We start from the raw sequence: 17707 nt of genomic DNA, 5'->3' as shown, positions 1-17707 counted from the left end.
TTTTTCACGGTCATGCGTAGATATTTTCATAAGGCCGCACAGGCACTGACGGCGTTGGCCGTGGCGACGGGGATGCTCACCATTCCCGTCGCTTCGGCGCGTGCGTCGACCTGGCAGCCGAATGAAGATGATGCGCTTTTGTTCGATGTCCGCGTTGGTCAATGGCGCGTGGGCGAAGGCGTTCGCGGCTATCAGACCGATAGTGGCGTGTGCGTCGATTTCGCCGATGTTATCATTGCCTTTGATCTTCCCGTCCGTGTCGATAAAAAGTCGCGCCGCGCAACTGGCTGGTTGTTCGAAGAAAGCCGCACCTTCACCCTTGACCGGGAATCCAATACAGTACAAATCGTGAACAAAAGCGCGCCCGTCGCCGCAAATGCGATCCGCGATGTTCCCGAAGGCTGGTGTGTCGACACCAAGGTGCTCGCCAGCTGGCTGAATGTCGAGGTGAAGGCCGATCTGTCCAATGCGCTGCTGATCATCAGCGCGGACCGCAAATTGCCGTTCGAACTCGCCGAAGAACGCAAGGCGCGGGCGGGGAAGGTGCGGCCGACCAAAGCCTTCGACCTCGCCAGCCTGCCCCAGGCGCGCGATCCCTATAAAATGTTCCGCACGCCTTCGGTTGACGTCGTGGCGTCAGTCAGCGCCGCCCGCGACCAGCGCAGCGGCCGCCGTTTGGACGCGCGCTATGAAATTTACGCCAGCGGCGAAGTTGCGGGCGCTTCCTTTGATGCACGCCTGTCGTCCGACGACCGGGGTGTTCCCGAAAATCTGCGCATGCGCGCATACCGCACCGATCCGGACGGCGGCCTGCTCGGTCCGCTGAAGGCGACGCACTGGGCGCTAGGCGATGTTTCGACCAATGTAACGCCGCTCGGAATCCAGACCACCGCCGGCCGCGGGGCGTTCGTCACCAACCGCCCGTTGAACCGCCCCGACAGTTTCGACCGCACTGTATTCCGCGGCGAGCTGCCCAATGGGTGGGATGCGGAACTCTACCGCAACGAACAGCTGATCGGCTATGTCCAGAGCCGGGGCGATGGCCGCTATGAATTTCTCGATGTACCGCTGCTCTACGGGCAGAACCGCTTCGAAGTCGTGCTGTACGGTCCGCAGGGCCAGATCCGCCGCGATGTGAAGATGATCCCGGTGGGCCTCGGCTCCATCCCGCCGCGCGAAACCTATTATTGGGCAGGCGTGCAGGATGCGGGGCGCGACCTCATCAATCTGGATGGGGTTGACCCCAATGACTATCTCGGCTGGCGCGGCGGGTTCGGGGTCGAGCGCGGTCTTGACCCCAAGACGTCAGTCGCGGCCTCCTTTGTCAGCGCGGTTTTGCGCGGGCAACGGAACTATTATCTCGAAGGATCGGTCCGCCGCGCCATTGGCCCCACCTTGGTCGAACTGGCGAGCGCGGCCAATCTGGTGGGCGGCTATGCCCTGCGTGGACAGGTGCTGGCGCAGGTGGGCGAAACGCTGATCAGCGGCGAAAGCGCCTGGCTGCTCGGCGGCTATGAAAGCGAACGCTATGACCGCGATGTCCGCCGGTTCAACAGCCTTTCGATCGACCACAGCCTCCGCTTTGGCCGCCATTATTTCCCGATCCGTGCCGAAGTGCGCTATATCGACCGTATCGATGGCGGCCACCGGTTAGAGGTCGAATCACGATTATCGTTTAATATCAATAAGATAAATGCAAGCGCCGAACTGGATTGGGTGAAGGACCAAAGTCCGTTCGGAATAAGCCCCGATGCGCGGCTGGACGCATCATTGCGCCTGTCGGGCCGCATCGGTGGTCTGCGTTTGCGCGGCGAAGCGACGGTCGGACTAACCGGCGATAGCGGTTTTCGCGAATCCAAGATCACGGCGGAATGGCGCGCCGGCGAAAAATCGGACTGGAAAGTCGAGGCCGGCTATTCGAATGGCGATTCCCGCGGACGGCTGGCCCTTGGCCACACCCGCCGCTTCAAACATTTTGCGCTGACCGGCCAGGTCGAGGCTGCCAGCGACGGATCGGTCGCTGCCGGTCTGAACCTCGCCTTCAGCATCGGACCCAATCCGCACGATGGCGGCATGCGCTTTGCATCGGAAAAGCTCGCGTCAACGGGTCAGGCCTTTGCGGTCGTGTTCCAGGACGAAAATGCCGACGGCATCCGCCAACCGGGCGAGGCGGTGCAAAAAGAAGTAGAGTTGACCGCCGGATTATCGGCGCGCGGCCCGCCGACCGACGCCGAGGGCCGGACAATCCTCGATGGCTTGCAACCTTATGAGCCGGTTCTGATCGGAATCGATGCGTCCAGCCTGCCCGATCCCTTTGTCCAGCCCGCCACCAGCGGCATCGTCGTGACCCCGCGTCCCGGCGTGCCCGTTGTTATCGAACTACCACTGGTTTCGGCAGGCGAGATTTCCGGCCAGTTGCAACGCGAAGGCGGAAAAATCCTGAGCGGGGTCGACATCGAACTGGTGGACAAAAACGGGCGGGTCGTGAAGACAACGCGCAGCGAATATGACGGGTTCTTCCTGTTCGAATTCGTGCCCTATGGCCGCTACAGCCTGCGCATCGCCGCACTGGCGGCCAATGTCGTCGGCGTTGAAATGACCCTGCCGTCGGTCGCGAACCTCGGGAAGGATAGCGGAAGCGTCGACCTGGGCATCGTAACTGCGCGTGCCGCACAACGGGTGGCCGGGTTGGCGCCGCCTGCGCAGGGGCCTTAATCCCTTCAGTCATATTGGACGGTACGACGGCATTAAGGCACGAAGAAACAACCCGAAATCTCTCATCTGGAGAGGAGAGAGGGGATCTTATGCCTTCATCCAACCGGCTGTCTTTCTGAAAAACTTCGGCTTCCTGTAACCGTCTCGCCCCAATTTGCGAATGGGTCACAGGTTCGCTTCATCAGCGATCCTGCGACATTCGACCTATTGGAATATGGAGAGTTTATGAGCAATCATTCGTTAAAGCTGGCGGGTGCGGCCGTCGCATTGTCGGCCGCCATCACCTTGGCCACTGCACCCGTGCAAGCCGCCGATGGAAAAGAAAAATGTTATGGCGTTTCGCTGAAAGGCAAGAACGACTGTGCCGCAGGCCCTGGAACGAGCTGCGCCGGAACTTCAACAGTCGACTATCAGGGAAATGCCTGGAAGCTGGTCGCGAAGGGATCGTGCATAAAGATGGGTGGCACATTGACGGCCCACAGCGGTAATGCAAAGCCGGTTCCGCAGAAAGCCGGCAACAAAGGATAAGGCCTGTCCTGACTTTGCGGATGGACGCAATGTCCGATGAAATGCAGCTCCCTGTTCCGGAAACCCACTCCTCCCTTGGCCGGACATCCCCCACCTGCGAACCATCGGACATTTCCTAGCCCAACCACCTTCGGGTCGCGCCATGTGCGTCGGGGTCCATCCGCAATACCATTATTATCTTTTGCCCGACGCTGCGCCCTTTGGCGAAACGGAGAGAAAATGAAAATTACCGCTCCCTATAACCGATTGGTTTCATCGCTTCCCGACAGCTGGGTCGAGCAACTTACATTATTATTCGTCCGCGTTTCCCTGGCGGGGATTTTTTGGCGCTCGGGCCGTACCAAGGTTGAAGAGGGCAGCTGGCTCTCGATCAGCGACACCGCCAAATTCCTTTTTCAGGAAGAATATAGCAACGTCCCTCTTCCGCCTCTATTTGCGACCTATATGGCGACCTATGCAGAGCATCTGTTTCCATTTCTGCTTGTCATTGGTCTGTTTACCCGATTGTCTGCACTCGCTCTGCTCGGCATGACAATGGTCATCCAGATTTTCGTCTATCCGGAAGCTTGGTGGTCGGTACACATGATCTGGGTCGCACTCGCAATGGTGCTGATTGTACGCGGTCCCGGCCGGCTTTCGAGTGACGCGCTTCTCGCCAAGCGGTTCTAATTACGTCGTAAAGCGCCCTAGGTGCGTAGCCCTATAATAAAGCCATTATTCAGCCAGCGGCCCAGCATCGCGCCTGCGTCCGCAACGGCTGACTCATGAGGGCGAAGTGTGAGAAGCACGTCGAGAACGTCACCAAAATGCGCCCCGTTCACCATCGCGTCGAGCGCCGGGTTTTCGAATGCGGGGGCGGTAATGAAGGCCGGCTGCTCCCCGTCACGATACACATGACAGGCCAAGGGTTCATCCAGCGCATATGGCGGATGAGATACGTCGTCGGTATCGCATGCGTGCCAGATCGCGGCAACATCATGGTGCACGAGACAGGTGCGGATACCAGGGACAAACTCAAGGCCGAGGGTGCTCCAATCCTTGTCATCAAATCCGGCCGTTGCATCTGCGAAAGCAAGCACCGTCAGCGGTTCGGCATTGGCCGCACCAAAGGCGCGATGCATGAACCATTCGATCCATGCCAGTTCGCTTACTTCCTGATTCTTCGCGAAAAGCTCGGCAAGCGTGCGATCAAATCCTGAACCCACATCGTCGAGCGTCCAGCCACTGGGGGGATTAACGATGACATGGTGCGCTGCAGCCTGGTGAAACACGTCGTCGCCGATCCAGCGCGCCGTCCGTTTGAATGTATCCATCAGCGCTTCGATCAATGTTGTGCGGTAGTTGTTTCGATAAATGGCCAAGCCGGCGCCGAGCTTCGACGACGAAGTCTCAAGCGGATCGGCGTCTTCGGCGAGCAGACTCGCCATGAATTGATACTGCCGTTCGGCGAGCGAGATCATGACACCGCCTGCAGGGCTTCATAGCCGGCCAACGACCGGGCAATATCCAGTTCGCTTAAAAGTTCGGTGAGGGACGGGATATTGCCGTCGCGCTCGATCATGGTTGCAACCGGTCCGAGGAAGCGGAGCGCCTCCTTGTACAATGACCACACACCGTCAGCAACTTCGCGGTCGTGCGTGTCAATGATGATCGGGCCAGGTGTATGCCCCGCCAGGTGGATCTGGCGTACTTGTTCGTGCGGAATACCGGCTAGATAATCCTTTGCCCGATAGCCATGATTATGCGCACTGACATAAATATTGTTGATGTCGAGCAGAAGGAAGCAACCGGTCCGTCGCGCCATGGCGGCAATAAATTCCCATTCCGTCATCTCGTCTTCAGGAAAAGTGAGATAGCTGGACGGATTTTCGAACAGCATGGCGCGACCCAATATGTTCTGGGCATGGTCGATGTTCCGGCACACCATATCCAGCGCCTCATGGGTCAGCGGCAGTGGCAGCAAGTCATGGCTGTTGTGGGCGCTGGTCCGCGTCCAGCACAAATGGTCGGAAATCCATAGGGGGTCTATTCGTTCGGCCAGACACTTCAGCCGTGCAAGATAGGCTTCATCGATGCCGTGGGCCGAACCGACCGACATAGATACGCCGTGCAAAATAACATCATATTTGGTGCGGACCTGTTCCAGGATACGCAAGGGGCGCCCGCCTTCGAGCATGAAGTTTTCGGAAATAACTTCAACAAAATCTACGGGCACATCATGTTCGATAAAGTCGCCATAATGGTCTGTGCGAAGACCAATGCCAAAGCCGGCATAGGGGCTGATTTCGGGTGTCATGATATGCATTTCATTACAGTGCAGATCCGGTGCTTTTTCATGGGGGGATCGGCAAGCACCGGACCATCGCAGGCCTCGGGGTTTAGCCCAGATCGCCGATCACGCCGCCTTTTGACAGGCACTGTCCGGCCTTTAATGCCTTGAAGCCGTGCCCTTTGCAGGCATTCTGGCCTTTGCATTCATTTTCAGAAGTTGCGCAATCGGAGTTGCCCTTGCAGCTATGCACGCCATAGCAATGAACGGTATCATTCGCACCCAAAGCGCGGCCCTTGCTGCCGGTCGGCGCTTCTGCAGCAAAGCTGGCGGCAGAAACAAGAGCCATCGCGCCGGCAAGAGCAGCCAATGTTTTTGTACGGGTAGCTGTCATATCAATCCAATCCTCGAAAATTTTGTTTCACCCATCGTGGGTAGCTTGCTGTTCGCGCGAACAGGTCGGATGGTTACATCGCGGGAAATCGAACGGATATAACTGAGGAGTTTCCGCATATTCAGATTTACGGTTTAGCTGAAACACCTTTTTTGATCTTTTCCTTCTCGCCTTCGTGTCTTTGGGGTGCGATAGTCCCGCGAAATCACTTAGTCCGATGTGATAATAATGTCGTCACGGGCATACATGTTACCGATGATGGTGTCGTAATCGATGTTACTGATCTCAACCAATGTCAGATATTTAGCTGAATGCTTTATCGCCATCCCCATAAAGTCGAGGGCGATACCAGCGATCTCTTGGTGAACACCCCAATCAACGAGTTCGAAGTTGTCACGTGCAGTGCGCCCGAGGGGAACGATTGATCGACACGAAAAACTCTCCAAACCATATGCCTTATCGGTGCAGCATATTGTCGCCGGCCACAGGGAGGCAATCCTCTCGAGCAACCTCTTCAACTCGGATCTCGAGATTTTTATGGGTTCAAAGGCGTCGTTCAAAAATTCGTCCATCAATCTCACCCTCTTCACCGCGTTGGATCATCATTAACGCCTAGATCCGCCCACAGAAAGATCATCTAAGTTTGGCGAGAAAGGAGCGCAGTTAGCAAATTGAAATTCAGCGGAGTGAGCATCCAGTTAGATTGTGGAGCTAATGTCCGCATTCCACAACAAAGCTGTCAAACCGGGCTGTCAGGACACGACAACGTTGCGAACCGTTACAGTAGAGCGACTTGTCTCAAAAGCACAAATGCGCATCATCAGATTGAACAAATCTCTTCAACCCTTCTCGCCGCCTCCCACTGCACATTGAAATATGCCGATCGCCCCGTCGCGCTGTGCACGAAAAGGAACCCAAGGTTGCCCTCATCGCACACGATATAGCGGTCAAATGGCTCCCAATCGTTCATATCCAACCACAAGTCATCAACCAGCAAAGGGTGTATGGTCATATCCGTCTTCGCCAGCGTTCGCATTCCACGGACCATCGCGGGGACCTGTGATGGAGGCACTGCAAACAACAGAGTTTGGACGTTGGTATCTATGTTATGCGTTTCTTTTATGTCGACAGCACTTGTTGGCACAAAGCTTCCGATCCAACCACGTTGCACGGCACCCGCATCTTTGGCTTCCTGCCAAGTCGCATAGGTCTCTGTGTATACGTCGCTGCACCCTGCGAGCGTTAAGACAACGGTGCAGGATAAGGATCTCCACATGCACTTTGTCTATCTGGGATGGTGCGAAATCTCAAGGAGCCGTTTTCACCCTGTAACTTTAACGCTATTCTCTGCGAACACGCTCTGGCAGGATATTCAGGCGATCAGGGAGCAGATATATGGAGCAGGCGGATCTTAAGCCGGGGGATGTGGTCAAGCGGCATCGCTTGTCGACGCGGCTGTGGCATTGGACCAATGCGCTGACCCTGCTCGTCATGCTGATGAGCGGATTGATGATCTTCAATGCGCATGGACGGCTCTATTGGGGCCAATATGGCGCGAATGACGATAAGGCCTGGCTGGTTATCGACGATGCGGGCGATACCGGATTTGTCGAACTTGCCGGGGTGCGGGTGGAAACCACCGGTGTGCTTGGTATCTGGACCAATGAGGAGGGCGAGGTGAAGCGCCGCGCCTTTCCCTATTGGGTCACCATTCCGTCTGGCTATGATCTGCAGGCGGCGCGGCGCTGGCATTTTACCTTTGCATGGATATTGGCGGTCGCCTTGACGCTCTATATGTTGCGTTCGTTGTGGAACGGGCATGTGCGCAACGATCTGCATATCCGCAAATGGGAATGGTCGCTCTCTCACATCTGGCACGACATCAAAGACCATGCGCGGTTGCGCTTTCCCACCGGGGCGGCGGCCAAGGACTATAATATCCTGCAAAAATTCGCCTATATCTCGGTCATCTTCATCATGCTGCCGCTCATCATATTTACCGGCCTCACCATGTCGCCGGCGATGAATGCCGCGTGGCCGTGGTTGCTTGATCTGTTCGGCGGGCGGCAGTCGGCGCGGTCGATCCATTTCCTGTGTGCCTTCGGGCTGGTCGGATTCTTCTTCGTGCATATGGCGATGGTCGTTCTGGCAGGACCCGTGAACGAGGTGCGTTCCATGATTACCGGCAAATACCGTTTGCCCGGAAAGGCCGAGCCTGCACCCGCGCCCGAACCTGTATTTGTGGAAGGAGAAGCGGCATGAGCGATTCCAACATCATACTGCCCCGCCGCCGGTTCCTGACCGGAGCCGCCCTGGGCGGCAGCGGCCTGTTGCTTTCAGGGTGTGACGCCCTGACCGAGGATCCGGGCTTCCGCTCCATCCTGCGTACGGGCGAAGCGCTCAACAAAGGGGCGCACCGCTTGATCATGGACCGCGGTGCGCTTGCACCCGAATTTAGCGAAAGCGATATGTCGCCGACCTTCAAAGCCAATGGCTCGATCAGTGGCGGGACACCGGAATATGCGGCGCATGTGGCCGACAAATTTGCCCGCTGGTCCTTGCGGATCGACGGCATGGTCAAAAACCCGCAGAATTTTGACCTCAAAACCCTGATGGGGATGCCGTCGCGTGAACAGATTACGCGCCATGACTGTGTCGAAGGGTGGAGCGCGATCGGCAAATGGCGGGGCACACCGCTGCGCCTGTTGTTGCAAGCGGCGGGCCTATCGACCCGCGCGCGGTTCATTGTCTTTCACTGTGCGGACCAATGGGGACCGGGCATGCCCTATTATGAATCGGTCGATCTGATCGATGCCTTTCATCCGCAGACCATATTGGCGTGGAGCATGAACGACGGCATATTGCCTGTGAAACATGGCGCGCCCTTGCGCCTGCGGGTTGAACGGCAATTGGGCTATAAGCAGGCCAAATATGTCATGCGCGTCGAAGCAACCGACGATCTTTCCAAATTTTACGGCGGCAAGGGCGGCTATTGGGAAGATGCCCATGACTATGACTGGTATGCCGGGATCTAGGATGATCCCGCGCCGAGAAACCGGCGCCCGCCTTTAGGACCGGATGCGGTTTGGAAACAGGCGCTTGAGATTGGCGACCTTGGGTTTGTCCCAGGCGACGATATAGGGATGGGCCGGGTTCTTCGCCATGAAGTCCTGGTGATAGCCTTCGGCAGGGTAAAAGCTGAAGCTTTCGATCTTCGTCACGATCGGTTTCTTCCAATATCCGGCCTTGTTCAACTGCGCGATATAGGCCGACGCTGCGGTACGTTGGGCGGCGTTTGCGGGGAAGATGGCGGTGCGGTATTGGCGGCCCGTATCGGGGCCCTGCCGGTTCAGCTGGGTCGGATCATGCGTCACCGAAAAGAAGATGTGCAGCAAATCATTATAGCTGACGACGGCGGGATTATAGCGGATGCGGACCGATTCCGCATGGGCCGTGGTCCCGGCGCTGACGCTGTCATAATCGGCGCTGGCTTTGGTCCCGCCGGAATAGCCGGACTCGACGCTGGTTACGCCCTTGACGCGTTCGAACACGCCTTCGATGCCCCAGAAACAACCGCCGGCAAAGACAGCCGTCTGGGTTCCCTTGGGCTCGGTGATGGGGGCCTTGGGGGCGGCAATAGCGATGCCTTCGGCGGCGTGGGCCATGGCGATAGGTGATGCGCCTTCGGGGCCGCAGGCGGCGGTGAAGGCGAGCGCCGTTGCCAGAAGCAACAGGCGGGGCGTACGTTTATTGCGGGGCAGGGGACTCGACATGGACAGGCGCTCCAACCGTAATTGAACGTCCCGCGTCTCCGTCTGCGCTGCTGGCATTGGCCGGATTAATCACGGTCAGTCCCGCAAGGCCGAGGGCAAAGCCACCGGCGAGGCTGAGGAAAAGATCCGAGCGCAGAAAGTTGAAGATACGGTCCATTGGTTTCTCTTGTTATCGCCTGTTCGGCGGCAGGAGCAGTTACGTTACCCCGCCACAAAAAGTTTCAAGCAGAGGTCACGTTAAATCGTCCTTAACGCGCCGTTTTCTTCTGTTCATTTGCGCTCAGACGAGTGCGGCGCACGCCGACTGGATTCGCGTGCAAGCTTCTTTCAGGATTTCCGCCGATGTGGCGTAGGAAATGCGGAAGCCGGGCGACAGGCCAAAGGCAGCGCCATGCACGGCGGCGACGCGGTAATCGTCGAGGAAATAGTCGATCAGATCGGCATCGGTTTCGATTTTCTTTCCCTTCGGCGTCGTTTTGCCCATGACGCCGCTGGCGTCAGGATAAACGTAGAAGGCGCCTTCGGGTGTGGGGCAGCTGAGCCCGGGCGCATCGTTCAGCATCGCCACCACCAGATCGCGCCGTTCCTTAAACGCAGCATTGCGTTCGCGCAGAAAATCCTGCGGGCCGTTCAGCGCGGCGAGAACAGCATATTGGCTGATCGAGCAGGGGTTGCTGGTCGATTGCGACTGAAGATCACCCATCGCCTTGATCAGCCATTCGGGACCCCCGGCATAGCCGATGCGCCAGCCGGTCATGGCATAGGCCTTGGACGCGCCGTTCATGGTCAGCGTGCGGTCATAGAGATCGGGGCAGACCTGAAGCATGGTCGCGAAGGGCGACTGCGCATACCAGATATGTTCATACATATCGTCGGTCAGCAGCATGACATGCGGATGTTTCAGAAGCACTTGACCCAGCGCCTCCAGCTCGACCGAGTTATAGGCCGCGCCAGTGGGGTTGGAGGGCGAGTTGAGGATCAGCCAACGGGTCTTGGGCGTGATTGCGGCATCGAGCTGTTCCGGTGTGATCTTATAATGCTGCGCGGCGGTCGCCATGATCACGACAGGTGTGCCGCCCGCGAACTGAACGATGTCGGGATAGCTGACCCAATAAGGCGCGGGGATGATGACCTCATCACCCTTGTCGAGCGTTGCGACCAGCGCGTTGAACAGCGTGTGCTTGCCGCCCGAGTTCACCGTGATCTGCTTGGGGCTATAATCAATGCCATTGTCACGCTTGAACTTGGCGATGATCGCCTGTTTCAGCGGGGCGATGCCGTCGACGGCGGTATATTTGGTCATCCCGTCGCGGATAGCCTGAATCGCGGCCTCTTTCACAAAGTCGGGCGTGTCGAAATCGGGCTCGCCTGCGGACAGGCCGATCACGTCGATGCCCTGCGCCTTCAGGTCAATCACCCGGCCCGACATGGCGAGGGTGGCGGAAGGGGCGATCCGGCCGAGGGCGGCGGACAGACGGTCGATCATGGGACTGGCTTTCACGGGCTGAATTGAACGCAAATTGCGTGGCTGCCCCTAATGCCTCACCGAAAATTACGCAACCCTTGTGGCCGGGATTAATCCCCGCAAAGAGTTGCCGACATAAAAAGGCGCGTCCAGATCGGCGGCGAACAGGTCTGCCTCGACCGCTTGCCCATTATCGACCAGCTCGCGGCGCAACACGGAGGGCAAAAGGCCGGTCTCCAGCCGCGGCGTATGCAGCGTTCCGTCCCGCTCGACAAACAGCGCGGTGATGCTGCCTTCGGTCAGGCGGCCGTCGGTTGTGGTGAACAGGACCTCGTCGCAGTCGGGCCGCGACCGGCGCGCCTCGTCGTAAAAGGCGCGGTCGCTGATTTTGTGGCGCAGGCGGAAATCGGCGCTGTCCACGGGAAGCGGCACCACCGCAACACGCCAGCCTGATGTGTCGTCCAGCGGCCGGACCTCGATCGACAAGGCCCCGCCTTTGGAGGCGAGCAGCCGGATTTTCGACAGCCTGTCCAGATGGAAGGTCGCGGCATGCAGCCGGTTGCGTGCCTCGTGCCGGTCGAATTCGAACCCGAAGACCCGCGCGCTTTCCTTCATCCGTTCCAGATGCAGTTCGAGCCGCAAAATACCCTGCGCCGGTTCAAAGCGCATTGTTTCTATCAGGTCAAAACCGGTCCCACCCACCTTCGCAAAATCCCCCTTTGCCAGACATTCCGCCCATTCGGCGTCCACGTCGGAATCCGCAACGATGCCGGATCCCAGCCCCAATGAAACCGTCTTCGTCGTTTCGCACAAGGTAAAAGTGCGGATCGCGACGTTAAACGCGGCGTCGCCCCCGGCGTCGATCCGTCCGATGGAACCGCAATAGAGGCCGCGCGGTGCGGCTTCGGTCTCGTCGATGATCTGCATTGCGCGGATTTTGGGGGCGCCGGTGATGGAGCCGCATGGGTACAGCGCCGCGATCACATCCACCGCATCGCGCCCGGGCGCGAGCTCGCCCGTGACAGTCGAGGTCATTTGGTGAACGGTGGGGTAACTTTCGATGTGGAACAGGTCCGGCACACGCACCGACCCCGCCTCGCACACCCGCGACAGATCGTTACGCAACAGGTCGACGATCATCAGATTTTCCGCCCGCTGCTTGGGATCGGTCCGAAGATGTTCGGCCTCCGCCGCATCGGCCACAGGATCGGCGCGGCGTTCGGCGGTGCCTTTCATCGGCTTGGTCGTCACCCGTCGGTCCTTGGCCGCAAAAAACAGCTCGGGCGAGAAGGACAGATAATAGCGCTCCCCTGTCCAGACCACGCCACCATAGCCCGCCGCCGCCCGCGGGCGCAGCGCCGCATAGAGCGCGAGCGGGTCCCCAGCATAGTCGGCAAGCAGCGGAAAGGTCAGGTTCGCCTGATAGATATCGCCCGCCTTGATATAGTCCTGCACCGCCGCAAAGGCTTTGGCATAGTCGCCCCGCGCAATTTGCGGGCGCAGCGGCGACAGCCATGCCCCCGCCGGATCGGGCAGGCATGACGCCATGGCGTCTGAGTCAAGTTGCTGATATTCGCTGAATAATCCAAACCAAGCCAGTGTCCCCGACGGCGGCGGACCCAATTGCGGCAAAAGCGCCGCGCCTGCATCATAGCTTAAAAAACCAGCGGCATGCAGCCCGTCGGCCCGTGCCGCGCGAAGCTGTTCGAGCAGCGGGCCGACATCGTCTCCGATTTGCGCGGTCAACACCGCGACCGGATCGGCATAAAGCCGCGCCGGCGACGCTCCCGAGGTGCGGGCGTCGTCCAAAAGGACAAAGGGCGATTTCCGGAAAGCTGGAGCGGGTGAGGGGAATCGAACCCCCGTATTCAGCTTGGGAAGCTGCTGCTCTACCATTGAGCTACACCCGCTTGTCCGCGTGCCATTATCGTGCAGGGGCCAAAATGGCTAGGCTTTTAGGCGCGCGGCATGCCATTCAAGATGGTCGGCCATGAAGGTGGAGATGAAATAATAGCTGTGGTCATATCCGGGCTGCATCCGGATGGTCGCCTTTTGCCCCGCCGCTTCGCAAGCCTCGACAAGCAAATGCGTCTTGAGCTGGTCGGTGAGAAAATTGTCCGCCTCGCCCTGGTCGACCAGCAGGTCGGGAAGACGGGCACCGGCGGCGATCAGCGCGCAAGCGTCATATTCGGCCCAAGTCTCACGGTCGGGCCCCAGATAACCACCCAGCGCTTTTTCCCCCCAGGGGCAATTCAGCGGCGAAACGATGGGCGCAAAGGCCGAAGTCGCCTTATATTTTCCGGGATCGCGCAAGGACAAGGTCAGCGCGCCATGCCCACCCATTGAATGCCCCATGATACCCTGCCGTTCCATGTCGACGGGAAAATGTTCGGCAACCAGACGCGGCAATTCGCTCTCGATATAGCCGCGCATCCGGTAATGTTCGGCAAAGGGTTCGACCAGCGCATTGACATAAAAGCCCGCGCCAAGGCCGAAATCATAGGCCCCGTCGGGATCATCGGGCACGCCCTCACCCCGCGGACTGGTATCGGGCGCAACAAAGATCAGGCCCAGTTCCGAACAGGCCCGGCGAAATTCGCCCTTTTCAGTGACATTGGCATGGGTGCAGGTCAGACCCGACAGATACCAGACCACCGGCAATTTGGCACCCGCCGCGTGGGGCGGGACATAGACCGAAAAGGTCATGTCCGTTCCCGTCGCGGTCGAATGATGTTTGTAGACACCCTGCACACCACCAAAAGCGGTGTTCGTCGAAACCGTTTCAAATGTCATGCAAGATGTCCTACGGTCAGTCGGTGACGCGGTGCAGCGCGCACAGCTTGTTGCCATCAGGATCGCGCAAATAGGCGAGATACAGCTTCATGCCATTACCTTCGCGCACACCGGGGGGGTCCTCAATTGCCTTGCCGCCATTGGCAACACCGGCTTCATGCCAGGCATTGGCCTGTTCCGGGGTCATCGCAAAACCGATGGTCATACCGTTACCGCATGTGGCCGGCTCGCCGTCGATCGGCGGGGTGACGAGGAACATCGAACCATTGTGCATGTAAATCAGGCGACCCTTGGGGTCCTGGATACCCGGCTTGCCACCAAATGCAGCAAAGGTTGCGTCGTAAAAAGTTTTGGAACGGGCAATATCGTTGCTGCCCACCATCATGTGACTGTACATTCTTCCTTCTCCTTTAACCCTGTCATCTGGCGAGGGCTCCGCCCGCTTTGACCACCAACCCTTATGGGGTGCAAGTGCAATTTTTTGCTTAGAAGATGGATGGGCGGGCTTTCCTGAATTCCGCTTTCATAGGATATCCTGCTTATTTGGTTCGCAAGAAGACGCGAAGGGGGACGGGAGGGAAGGAGCAGGAGGCTGCCCTCAAAAGCACCGTCACCCTGAACTTGTTTCAGGGTCCTAGTCCTTCGACGTTGAAAACTAAGACCCTGAAACAAGTTCAGGGTGACGGTACTTGGAGTGACGGTCAGAGGCAAAATGCGCTGTTCTTCTTTCTTCTCTCTTTGCGTCTTTGCGTGAGATACCCCTCTCCCCGTGGAAGAGGGGGGATATGTCTACAATTTGGATATCTAAATCGAAACCGGAATGTCCGGACACGACAACGTTGCGGACGCTTTGATACCGCAATCATGCCCGTCAAAGCGGCACTTGTTGCGTATCAAAGACCCTGTGGGTAACGAGGGCTGATGGATGCAGTGGCACAAGAATTTGCAGCTACCGGAGCCGTCAGGTTTTTTGGAGTGCTTGTTGATGCACTCGATAGGTTGGAAAATGCCGTCGCTGGCTTGCCGTCTGAAAGCGTTGGCGTCCGGTTGCAGGCCAATGAACCTTTGCGGGAAATGCTGGAGCCGAATGGCTGCGTTGGCGCCATACCCGCCCACTTCTTGGGGGCCGGGGCCAAGCCGGTCCGGGCCATCCTGTTCAATAAGACGGCCGAAACAAACTGGTCGCTTGCTTGGCATCAGGATCGCACCATTTGCGTGAAAACCAAAAGGGAAGTCGAAGGCTTTGGTCCGTGGACAGTGAAACAGGGTTTCGTGCACGTGGCCCCTCCAGTAGATTTGTTGGCGAAGATGATTACCATCCGTGTGCATCTGGATGATGTTCCGGCAACAAACGCCCCACTCCTGATCGCGCCAGGGTCCCATCGCGAAGGCATGGTGCCCGTCGGCAAAATAGAGGAAACGGTCGCACGTCTTGGGACTGCGATATGTCTAGCCGACGCCGGCGATGTCTGGGTGTATTCCACCCTCATTCTGCATGCCTCTGCCGCCTCCCAACAAGCCAAAGCGCGGCGGGTGTTACAAGTAGATTATGCAGCGTTCGATCTGCCCGACGGCCTTGAATGGCAGGGTATTTGAAGTCCGCTACCCAAAGGGATTCCTCTTCGCGTCTTCGTGGCTTCGTGCGAACCATCTCCTCTCCCCTTCAGGCAGGAGGTGCGAAGCGGAGTGATGCGCGCACTCGTTTTTGGAGTTGGGGACAGTCCCCCTATTACTGTGCCGAGAATATCATCCGCGATAAGCCGGAATGGCCCAGCCTTTCCAGATGGCCATGGCGCGCAGGGCGAAACCGGCAAGCGCGCTCAGGCTTGCGGCGGGAAGAACGGGCAGGCCGAACCACAGCAGCAGGACGAACAAGCCGGAGGCAAGCGCGGCGGCTGTGACATAGATTTCGGGCTTGAGCAGGATAGACGGCTCACCCGCTAACACATCGCGGATGATCCCGCCGACACAGGCGGTGATAACGCCCATCATCATCGCAGGCAACAGGGGGACGCCCAGCGTCAGCGACTTCCACGCGCCGAATACCGCGTAAATGGCGATCCCGATTGCATCGAACCAGTCGAGCGCGCGCGCGTTCCAGAAGGATTTGGGGGTCACCCACACCAAAGCTGCCGTCACCAGACAAGTGGCGGCAAAACGCCAGTCCTGCACCCAGAACACCGGAGCGCCGATCAGCAGATCGCGCACCGTGCCTCCGCCGACGCCGGTGATGAGGGCAAAGAAGGAAAAGGTAACAAGCGTCTGGCCGCGCTGCGCAGCGGCCAAAGCGCCGGATGCGGCAAAGACCGCGATGCCGAACAAGTCGAGCCAGGCGATCAGGGCCGGGGCCAGTTGGACCGCCTCCTGGATCATGCCTACATGTGGATCGGTTTGCCGGTGACCGCCATCGCCGCCTCTTTCAACGCCTCGGCATGGGTGGGGTGGGCGTGGCAGGTGTAGGCGATGTCTTCGGATGTTGCGCCAAACTCCATCGACAGCGCGGCTTCGGCGATCATGCTGCCCGCGATTGAGGCGATGATGTGGACGCCGAGCACACGGTCGGTTTTGGCATCGGCGATGACCTTTACAAAGCCGTCTGTGTCGCGGTTGGTCTTGGCGCGGCTGTTGGCCATCATCGGGAATTTGCCGACCTTGACCTCGCCCTGTGCCTTTGCCTCTTCCTCGGTTAGGCCGACGCTGGCGATCTCCGGATAGGTGTAGACGACGCCGGGAATGACGTCATGGTTCACAATGCCGGTAAGGCCCGCGACGAATTCGGCGGCGGCAATGCCCTCGTCTTCCGCTTTGTGCGCGAGCATCGGGCCGGGGACGACGTCGCCAATGGCGTAGATGCCGGGGACGCTGGTCTGGAAATCATGGCCGATTTCGATCTGGCCACGTCCGTTGACAGTCAAGCCCGCCTTGTCGAGGGCGAGGCCTTCGGTATTGGGCTTGCGGCCAATGGCGACGAGGACGCAATCGGCCTCAATGCTTTCCGCCGCGCCACCTGCGGCCGGTTCGACGGTCAGTGTTGCGGTACCGCCCTTGACGGTGGCGCCGGTGACCTTGGTGCCGGTGCGGATATTAAAGCCCTGCTTCTTGAAGATTTTGGCGGCTTCCTTGCGGACTTCGCCATCCATGCCGGGCAGGATCTGGTCGAGATACTCAACCACGGTGACTTGTGCGCCGAGGCGAAGCCACACGCTGCCAAGCTCCAGCCCGATCACGCCGCCGCCAATGACGACGAGATGCTTGGGCACCTTGGGCAAGGCCAACGCACCGGTGGAATCGACGATGACCTTTTGATCGATGGTGACGCCCGGTAGCGGGGTGACGGACGAACCTGTTGCGATCATGATTTTCGCGGCAGTATAGCTTTTGCCCGCCACATCGATGCTGTTGGGCGACGTGAAGGCCGCATGGCCCTTCAGCCAATCGACCTTGTTCTTTTTGAACAGAAACTCGATACCGCCGGTCAACTCGCCCACGGCCTTGGTCTTTTCAGCCTGCATCTGGTCGAGGTTCAGGCCGACACCTTTGAAGTCGATGCCAAATTTGGCGAGCGCGCCCGACTGTGCCTCATGGTAAAGCTCCGATGCATGAAGCATCGCCTTGGACGGGATGCAGCCGACGTTGAGGCAGGTTCCGCCCAGCGTTTCGCGGCTTTCCACACATGCGGTTTTCAGGCCCAGTTGGGCGGCACGGATCGCGGCGACATAGCCGCCGGGACCTGCGCCAATGACGATCAGGTCATAATCTTGTTCTGCCAT

At 58.6% G+C, this 17707-nt stretch carries 19 protein-coding genes and 1 tRNA gene; 6 read left to right on the top strand and 14 right to left on the bottom strand.

All coding sequences use genetic code 11. The features are described from left to right. The first annotated feature begins 12 nt into the window (after window positions 1-12). The 3 genes from EUU25_RS12645 to EUU25_RS12635 all read left to right on the top strand — a co-directional run bounded on the left by EUU25_RS12645 (window position 13) and on the right by EUU25_RS12635 (window position 3912). Complete coding sequence (locus EUU25_RS12645; RefSeq protein WP_158901504.1) at window positions 13-2715, top strand: carboxypeptidase regulatory-like domain-containing protein; 2703 nt, start codon at window positions 13-15, stop codon at window positions 2713-2715. Between the two features lie 225 nt (window positions 2716-2940). Further along, the gene (locus EUU25_RS12640) at window positions 2941-3243 is read left to right on the top strand and encodes a BufA1 family periplasmic bufferin-type metallophore (RefSeq protein ID WP_143777197.1); all 303 of its coding nucleotides are present in this window, start codon (window positions 2941-2943) and stop codon (window positions 3241-3243) included. 219 nt (window positions 3244-3462) lie between these two features. Continuing rightward, on the top strand, window positions 3463-3912 hold the full coding sequence (locus EUU25_RS12635; RefSeq protein ID WP_158901502.1) for a DoxX family protein: 450 nt from the start codon (window positions 3463-3465) through the stop codon (window positions 3910-3912). Between the two features lie 17 nt (window positions 3913-3929). On the opposite strand, the gene EUU25_RS12630 is transcribed toward EUU25_RS12635, so the two are convergent. From EUU25_RS12630 to EUU25_RS16725, 5 genes are all read right to left on the bottom strand, one after another. Further along, window positions 3930-4703, bottom strand: a complete 774-nt coding sequence (locus EUU25_RS12630) for an HvfC/BufC N-terminal domain-containing protein (RefSeq protein WP_158901500.1) — start codon at window positions 4701-4703, stop codon at window positions 3930-3932. After that, a complete protein-coding gene (gene bufB, locus EUU25_RS12625) occupies window positions 4700-5539 on the bottom strand; it encodes an MNIO family bufferin maturase (RefSeq protein ID WP_158901498.1) in 840 nt (279 codons plus the stop codon). Before bufB ends, EUU25_RS12630 begins: the two co-directional genes overlap by 4 nt. Window positions 5540-5621: 82 nt before the next feature. Next, window positions 5622-5906, bottom strand: a complete 285-nt coding sequence (bufA2, locus tag EUU25_RS12620; RefSeq protein WP_158901496.1) for a BufA2 family periplasmic bufferin-type metallophore — start codon at window positions 5904-5906, stop codon at window positions 5622-5624. A gap of 209 nt (window positions 5907-6115) precedes the next feature. Then, a complete protein-coding gene (locus EUU25_RS12615; RefSeq protein ID WP_158901494.1) occupies window positions 6116-6478 on the bottom strand; it encodes a hypothetical protein in 363 nt (120 codons plus the stop codon). A 248-nt stretch (window positions 6479-6726) separates the two neighbouring features. Beyond that, window positions 6727-7182, bottom strand: coding sequence for a YbbD-related protein (locus EUU25_RS16725; RefSeq protein WP_484590547.1), 456 nt, complete (start codon window positions 7180-7182; stop codon window positions 6727-6729). A gap of 119 nt (window positions 7183-7301) precedes the next feature. On the opposite strand from EUU25_RS16725, the gene EUU25_RS12605 reads away from it, so the two are divergent. Beyond that, window positions 7302-8168, top strand: coding sequence for a cytochrome b/b6 domain-containing protein (locus EUU25_RS12605; protein ID WP_158901490.1), 867 nt, complete (start codon window positions 7302-7304; stop codon window positions 8166-8168). Continuing rightward, window positions 8165-8941, top strand: a complete 777-nt coding sequence (locus tag EUU25_RS12600; protein ID WP_158901489.1) for a molybdopterin-dependent oxidoreductase — start codon at window positions 8165-8167, stop codon at window positions 8939-8941. Before EUU25_RS12605 ends, EUU25_RS12600 begins: the two co-directional genes overlap by 4 nt. Before the next feature lie 33 nt (window positions 8942-8974). Here the strand turns inward: EUU25_RS12600 and msrA are convergent, their stop codons facing one another. The 7 genes from msrA to EUU25_RS12565 all read right to left on the bottom strand — a co-directional run bounded on the left by msrA (window position 8975) and on the right by EUU25_RS12565 (window position 14334). Then, a complete protein-coding gene (gene msrA / locus EUU25_RS12595) occupies window positions 8975-9679 on the bottom strand; it encodes a peptide-methionine (S)-S-oxide reductase MsrA (RefSeq protein WP_246162712.1) in 705 nt (234 codons plus the stop codon). Continuing rightward, window positions 9654-9836 carry a hypothetical protein gene (locus EUU25_RS12590; protein WP_158901487.1) on the bottom strand — a complete coding sequence of 61 codons (183 nt, stop codon included), beginning with the start codon at window positions 9834-9836 and terminating at the stop codon, window positions 9654-9656. Before EUU25_RS12590 ends, msrA begins: the two co-directional genes overlap by 26 nt. 123 nt (window positions 9837-9959) lie before the next feature. Further along, complete coding sequence (locus EUU25_RS12585) at window positions 9960-11162, bottom strand: pyridoxal phosphate-dependent aminotransferase (protein WP_158903387.1); 1203 nt, start codon at window positions 11160-11162, stop codon at window positions 9960-9962. A 69-nt stretch (window positions 11163-11231) separates the two neighbouring features. After that, window positions 11232-12953: an aminodeoxychorismate synthase component I gene (gene pabB / locus EUU25_RS12580; RefSeq protein WP_158901485.1), complete on the bottom strand. Its 1722-nt coding sequence runs from the start codon at window positions 12951-12953 to the stop codon at window positions 11232-11234. 27 nt (window positions 12954-12980) lie between these two features. After that, window positions 12981-13054 (bottom strand) — tRNA-Gly (locus EUU25_RS12575). A gap of 37 nt (window positions 13055-13091) precedes the next feature. Then, entirely contained in the window at window positions 13092-13937 is an 846-nt protein-coding gene (gene fghA, locus EUU25_RS12570) for an S-formylglutathione hydrolase (protein ID WP_158901483.1), read from the bottom strand. A 16-nt stretch (window positions 13938-13953) separates the two neighbouring features. Continuing rightward, window positions 13954-14334, bottom strand: coding sequence for a VOC family protein (locus EUU25_RS12565; RefSeq protein WP_158901481.1), 381 nt, complete (start codon window positions 14332-14334; stop codon window positions 13954-13956). A gap of 524 nt (window positions 14335-14858) precedes the next feature. Between EUU25_RS12565 and EUU25_RS12560 the strand changes: the two genes are divergently transcribed. Further along, complete coding sequence (locus EUU25_RS12560) at window positions 14859-15533, top strand: phytanoyl-CoA dioxygenase family protein (protein WP_158901479.1); 675 nt, start codon at window positions 14859-14861, stop codon at window positions 15531-15533. A gap of 150 nt (window positions 15534-15683) precedes the next feature. Here EUU25_RS12560 and EUU25_RS12555 read toward each other — a convergent pair whose 3' ends face one another. Together EUU25_RS12555 and lpdA are read right to left on the bottom strand one after the other, a co-directional pair. Further along, on the bottom strand, window positions 15684-16310 hold the full coding sequence (locus EUU25_RS12555) for a trimeric intracellular cation channel family protein (RefSeq protein ID WP_158901477.1): 627 nt from the start codon (window positions 16308-16310) through the stop codon (window positions 15684-15686). A gap of 2 nt (window positions 16311-16312) precedes the next feature. Next, window positions 16313-17707 (bottom strand): dihydrolipoyl dehydrogenase, encoded by a 1395-nt coding sequence (lpdA, locus tag EUU25_RS12550; RefSeq protein ID WP_158901475.1) that lies wholly within the window; start codon window positions 17705-17707, stop codon window positions 16313-16315.

The sequence above is a fragment of the Sphingorhabdus lacus genome (assembly GCF_009768975.1).
GTDB classification, from domain to species: Bacteria; Pseudomonadota; Alphaproteobacteria; order Sphingomonadales; family Sphingomonadaceae; genus Sphingorhabdus_B; species Sphingorhabdus_B lacus.
The sequence above is the reverse complement of the archived record's forward strand: the minus strand, read 5'-3'. Positions and strand labels throughout refer to the sequence as shown.

Coding starts and splice junctions, on each gene's coding strand:
- EUU25_RS12645 (WP_158901504.1), top strand. CDS start 13: ATGCGTAGATATTTTCATAAGGCCGCACAGGCACTGACGGCGTTGGCC.
- EUU25_RS12640 (WP_143777197.1), top strand. CDS start 2,941: ATGAGCAATCATTCGTTAAAGCTGGCGGGTGCGGCCGTCGCATTGTCG.
- EUU25_RS12635 (WP_158901502.1), top strand. CDS start 3,463: ATGAAAATTACCGCTCCCTATAACCGATTGGTTTCATCGCTTCCCGAC.
- EUU25_RS12630 (WP_158901500.1), bottom strand. CDS start 4,703: ATGATCTCGCTCGCCGAACGGCAGTATCAATTCATGGCGAGTCTGCTC.
- bufB (WP_158901498.1), bottom strand. CDS start 5,539: ATGACACCCGAAATCAGCCCCTATGCCGGCTTTGGCATTGGTCTTCGC.
- bufA2 (WP_158901496.1), bottom strand. CDS start 5,906: ATGACAGCTACCCGTACAAAAACATTGGCTGCTCTTGCCGGCGCGATG.
- EUU25_RS12615 (WP_158901494.1), bottom strand. CDS start 6,478: ATGGACGAATTTTTGAACGACGCCTTTGAACCCATAAAAATCTCGAGA.
- EUU25_RS16725 (WP_484590547.1), bottom strand. CDS start 7,182: ATGTGGAGATCCTTATCCTGCACCGTTGTCTTAACGCTCGCAGGGTGC.
- EUU25_RS12605 (WP_158901490.1), top strand. CDS start 7,302: ATGGAGCAGGCGGATCTTAAGCCGGGGGATGTGGTCAAGCGGCATCGC.
- EUU25_RS12600 (WP_158901489.1), top strand. CDS start 8,165: ATGAGCGATTCCAACATCATACTGCCCCGCCGCCGGTTCCTGACCGGA.
- msrA (WP_246162712.1), bottom strand. CDS start 9,679: ATGTCGAGTCCCCTGCCCCGCAATAAACGTACGCCCCGCCTGTTGCTT.
- EUU25_RS12590 (WP_158901487.1), bottom strand. CDS start 9,836: ATGGACCGTATCTTCAACTTTCTGCGCTCGGATCTTTTCCTCAGCCTC.
- fghA (WP_158901483.1), bottom strand. CDS start 13,937: ATGACATTTGAAACGGTTTCGACGAACACCGCTTTTGGTGGTGTGCAG.
- EUU25_RS12565 (WP_158901481.1), bottom strand. CDS start 14,334: ATGTACAGTCACATGATGGTGGGCAGCAACGATATTGCCCGTTCCAAA.
- EUU25_RS12560 (WP_158901479.1), top strand. CDS start 14,859: ATGGATGCAGTGGCACAAGAATTTGCAGCTACCGGAGCCGTCAGGTTT.
- EUU25_RS12555 (WP_158901477.1), bottom strand. CDS start 16,310: ATGATCCAGGAGGCGGTCCAACTGGCCCCGGCCCTGATCGCCTGGCTC.
- lpdA (WP_158901475.1), bottom strand. CDS start 17,707: ATGGCAGAACAAGATTATGACCTGATCGTCATTGGCGCAGGTCCCGGC.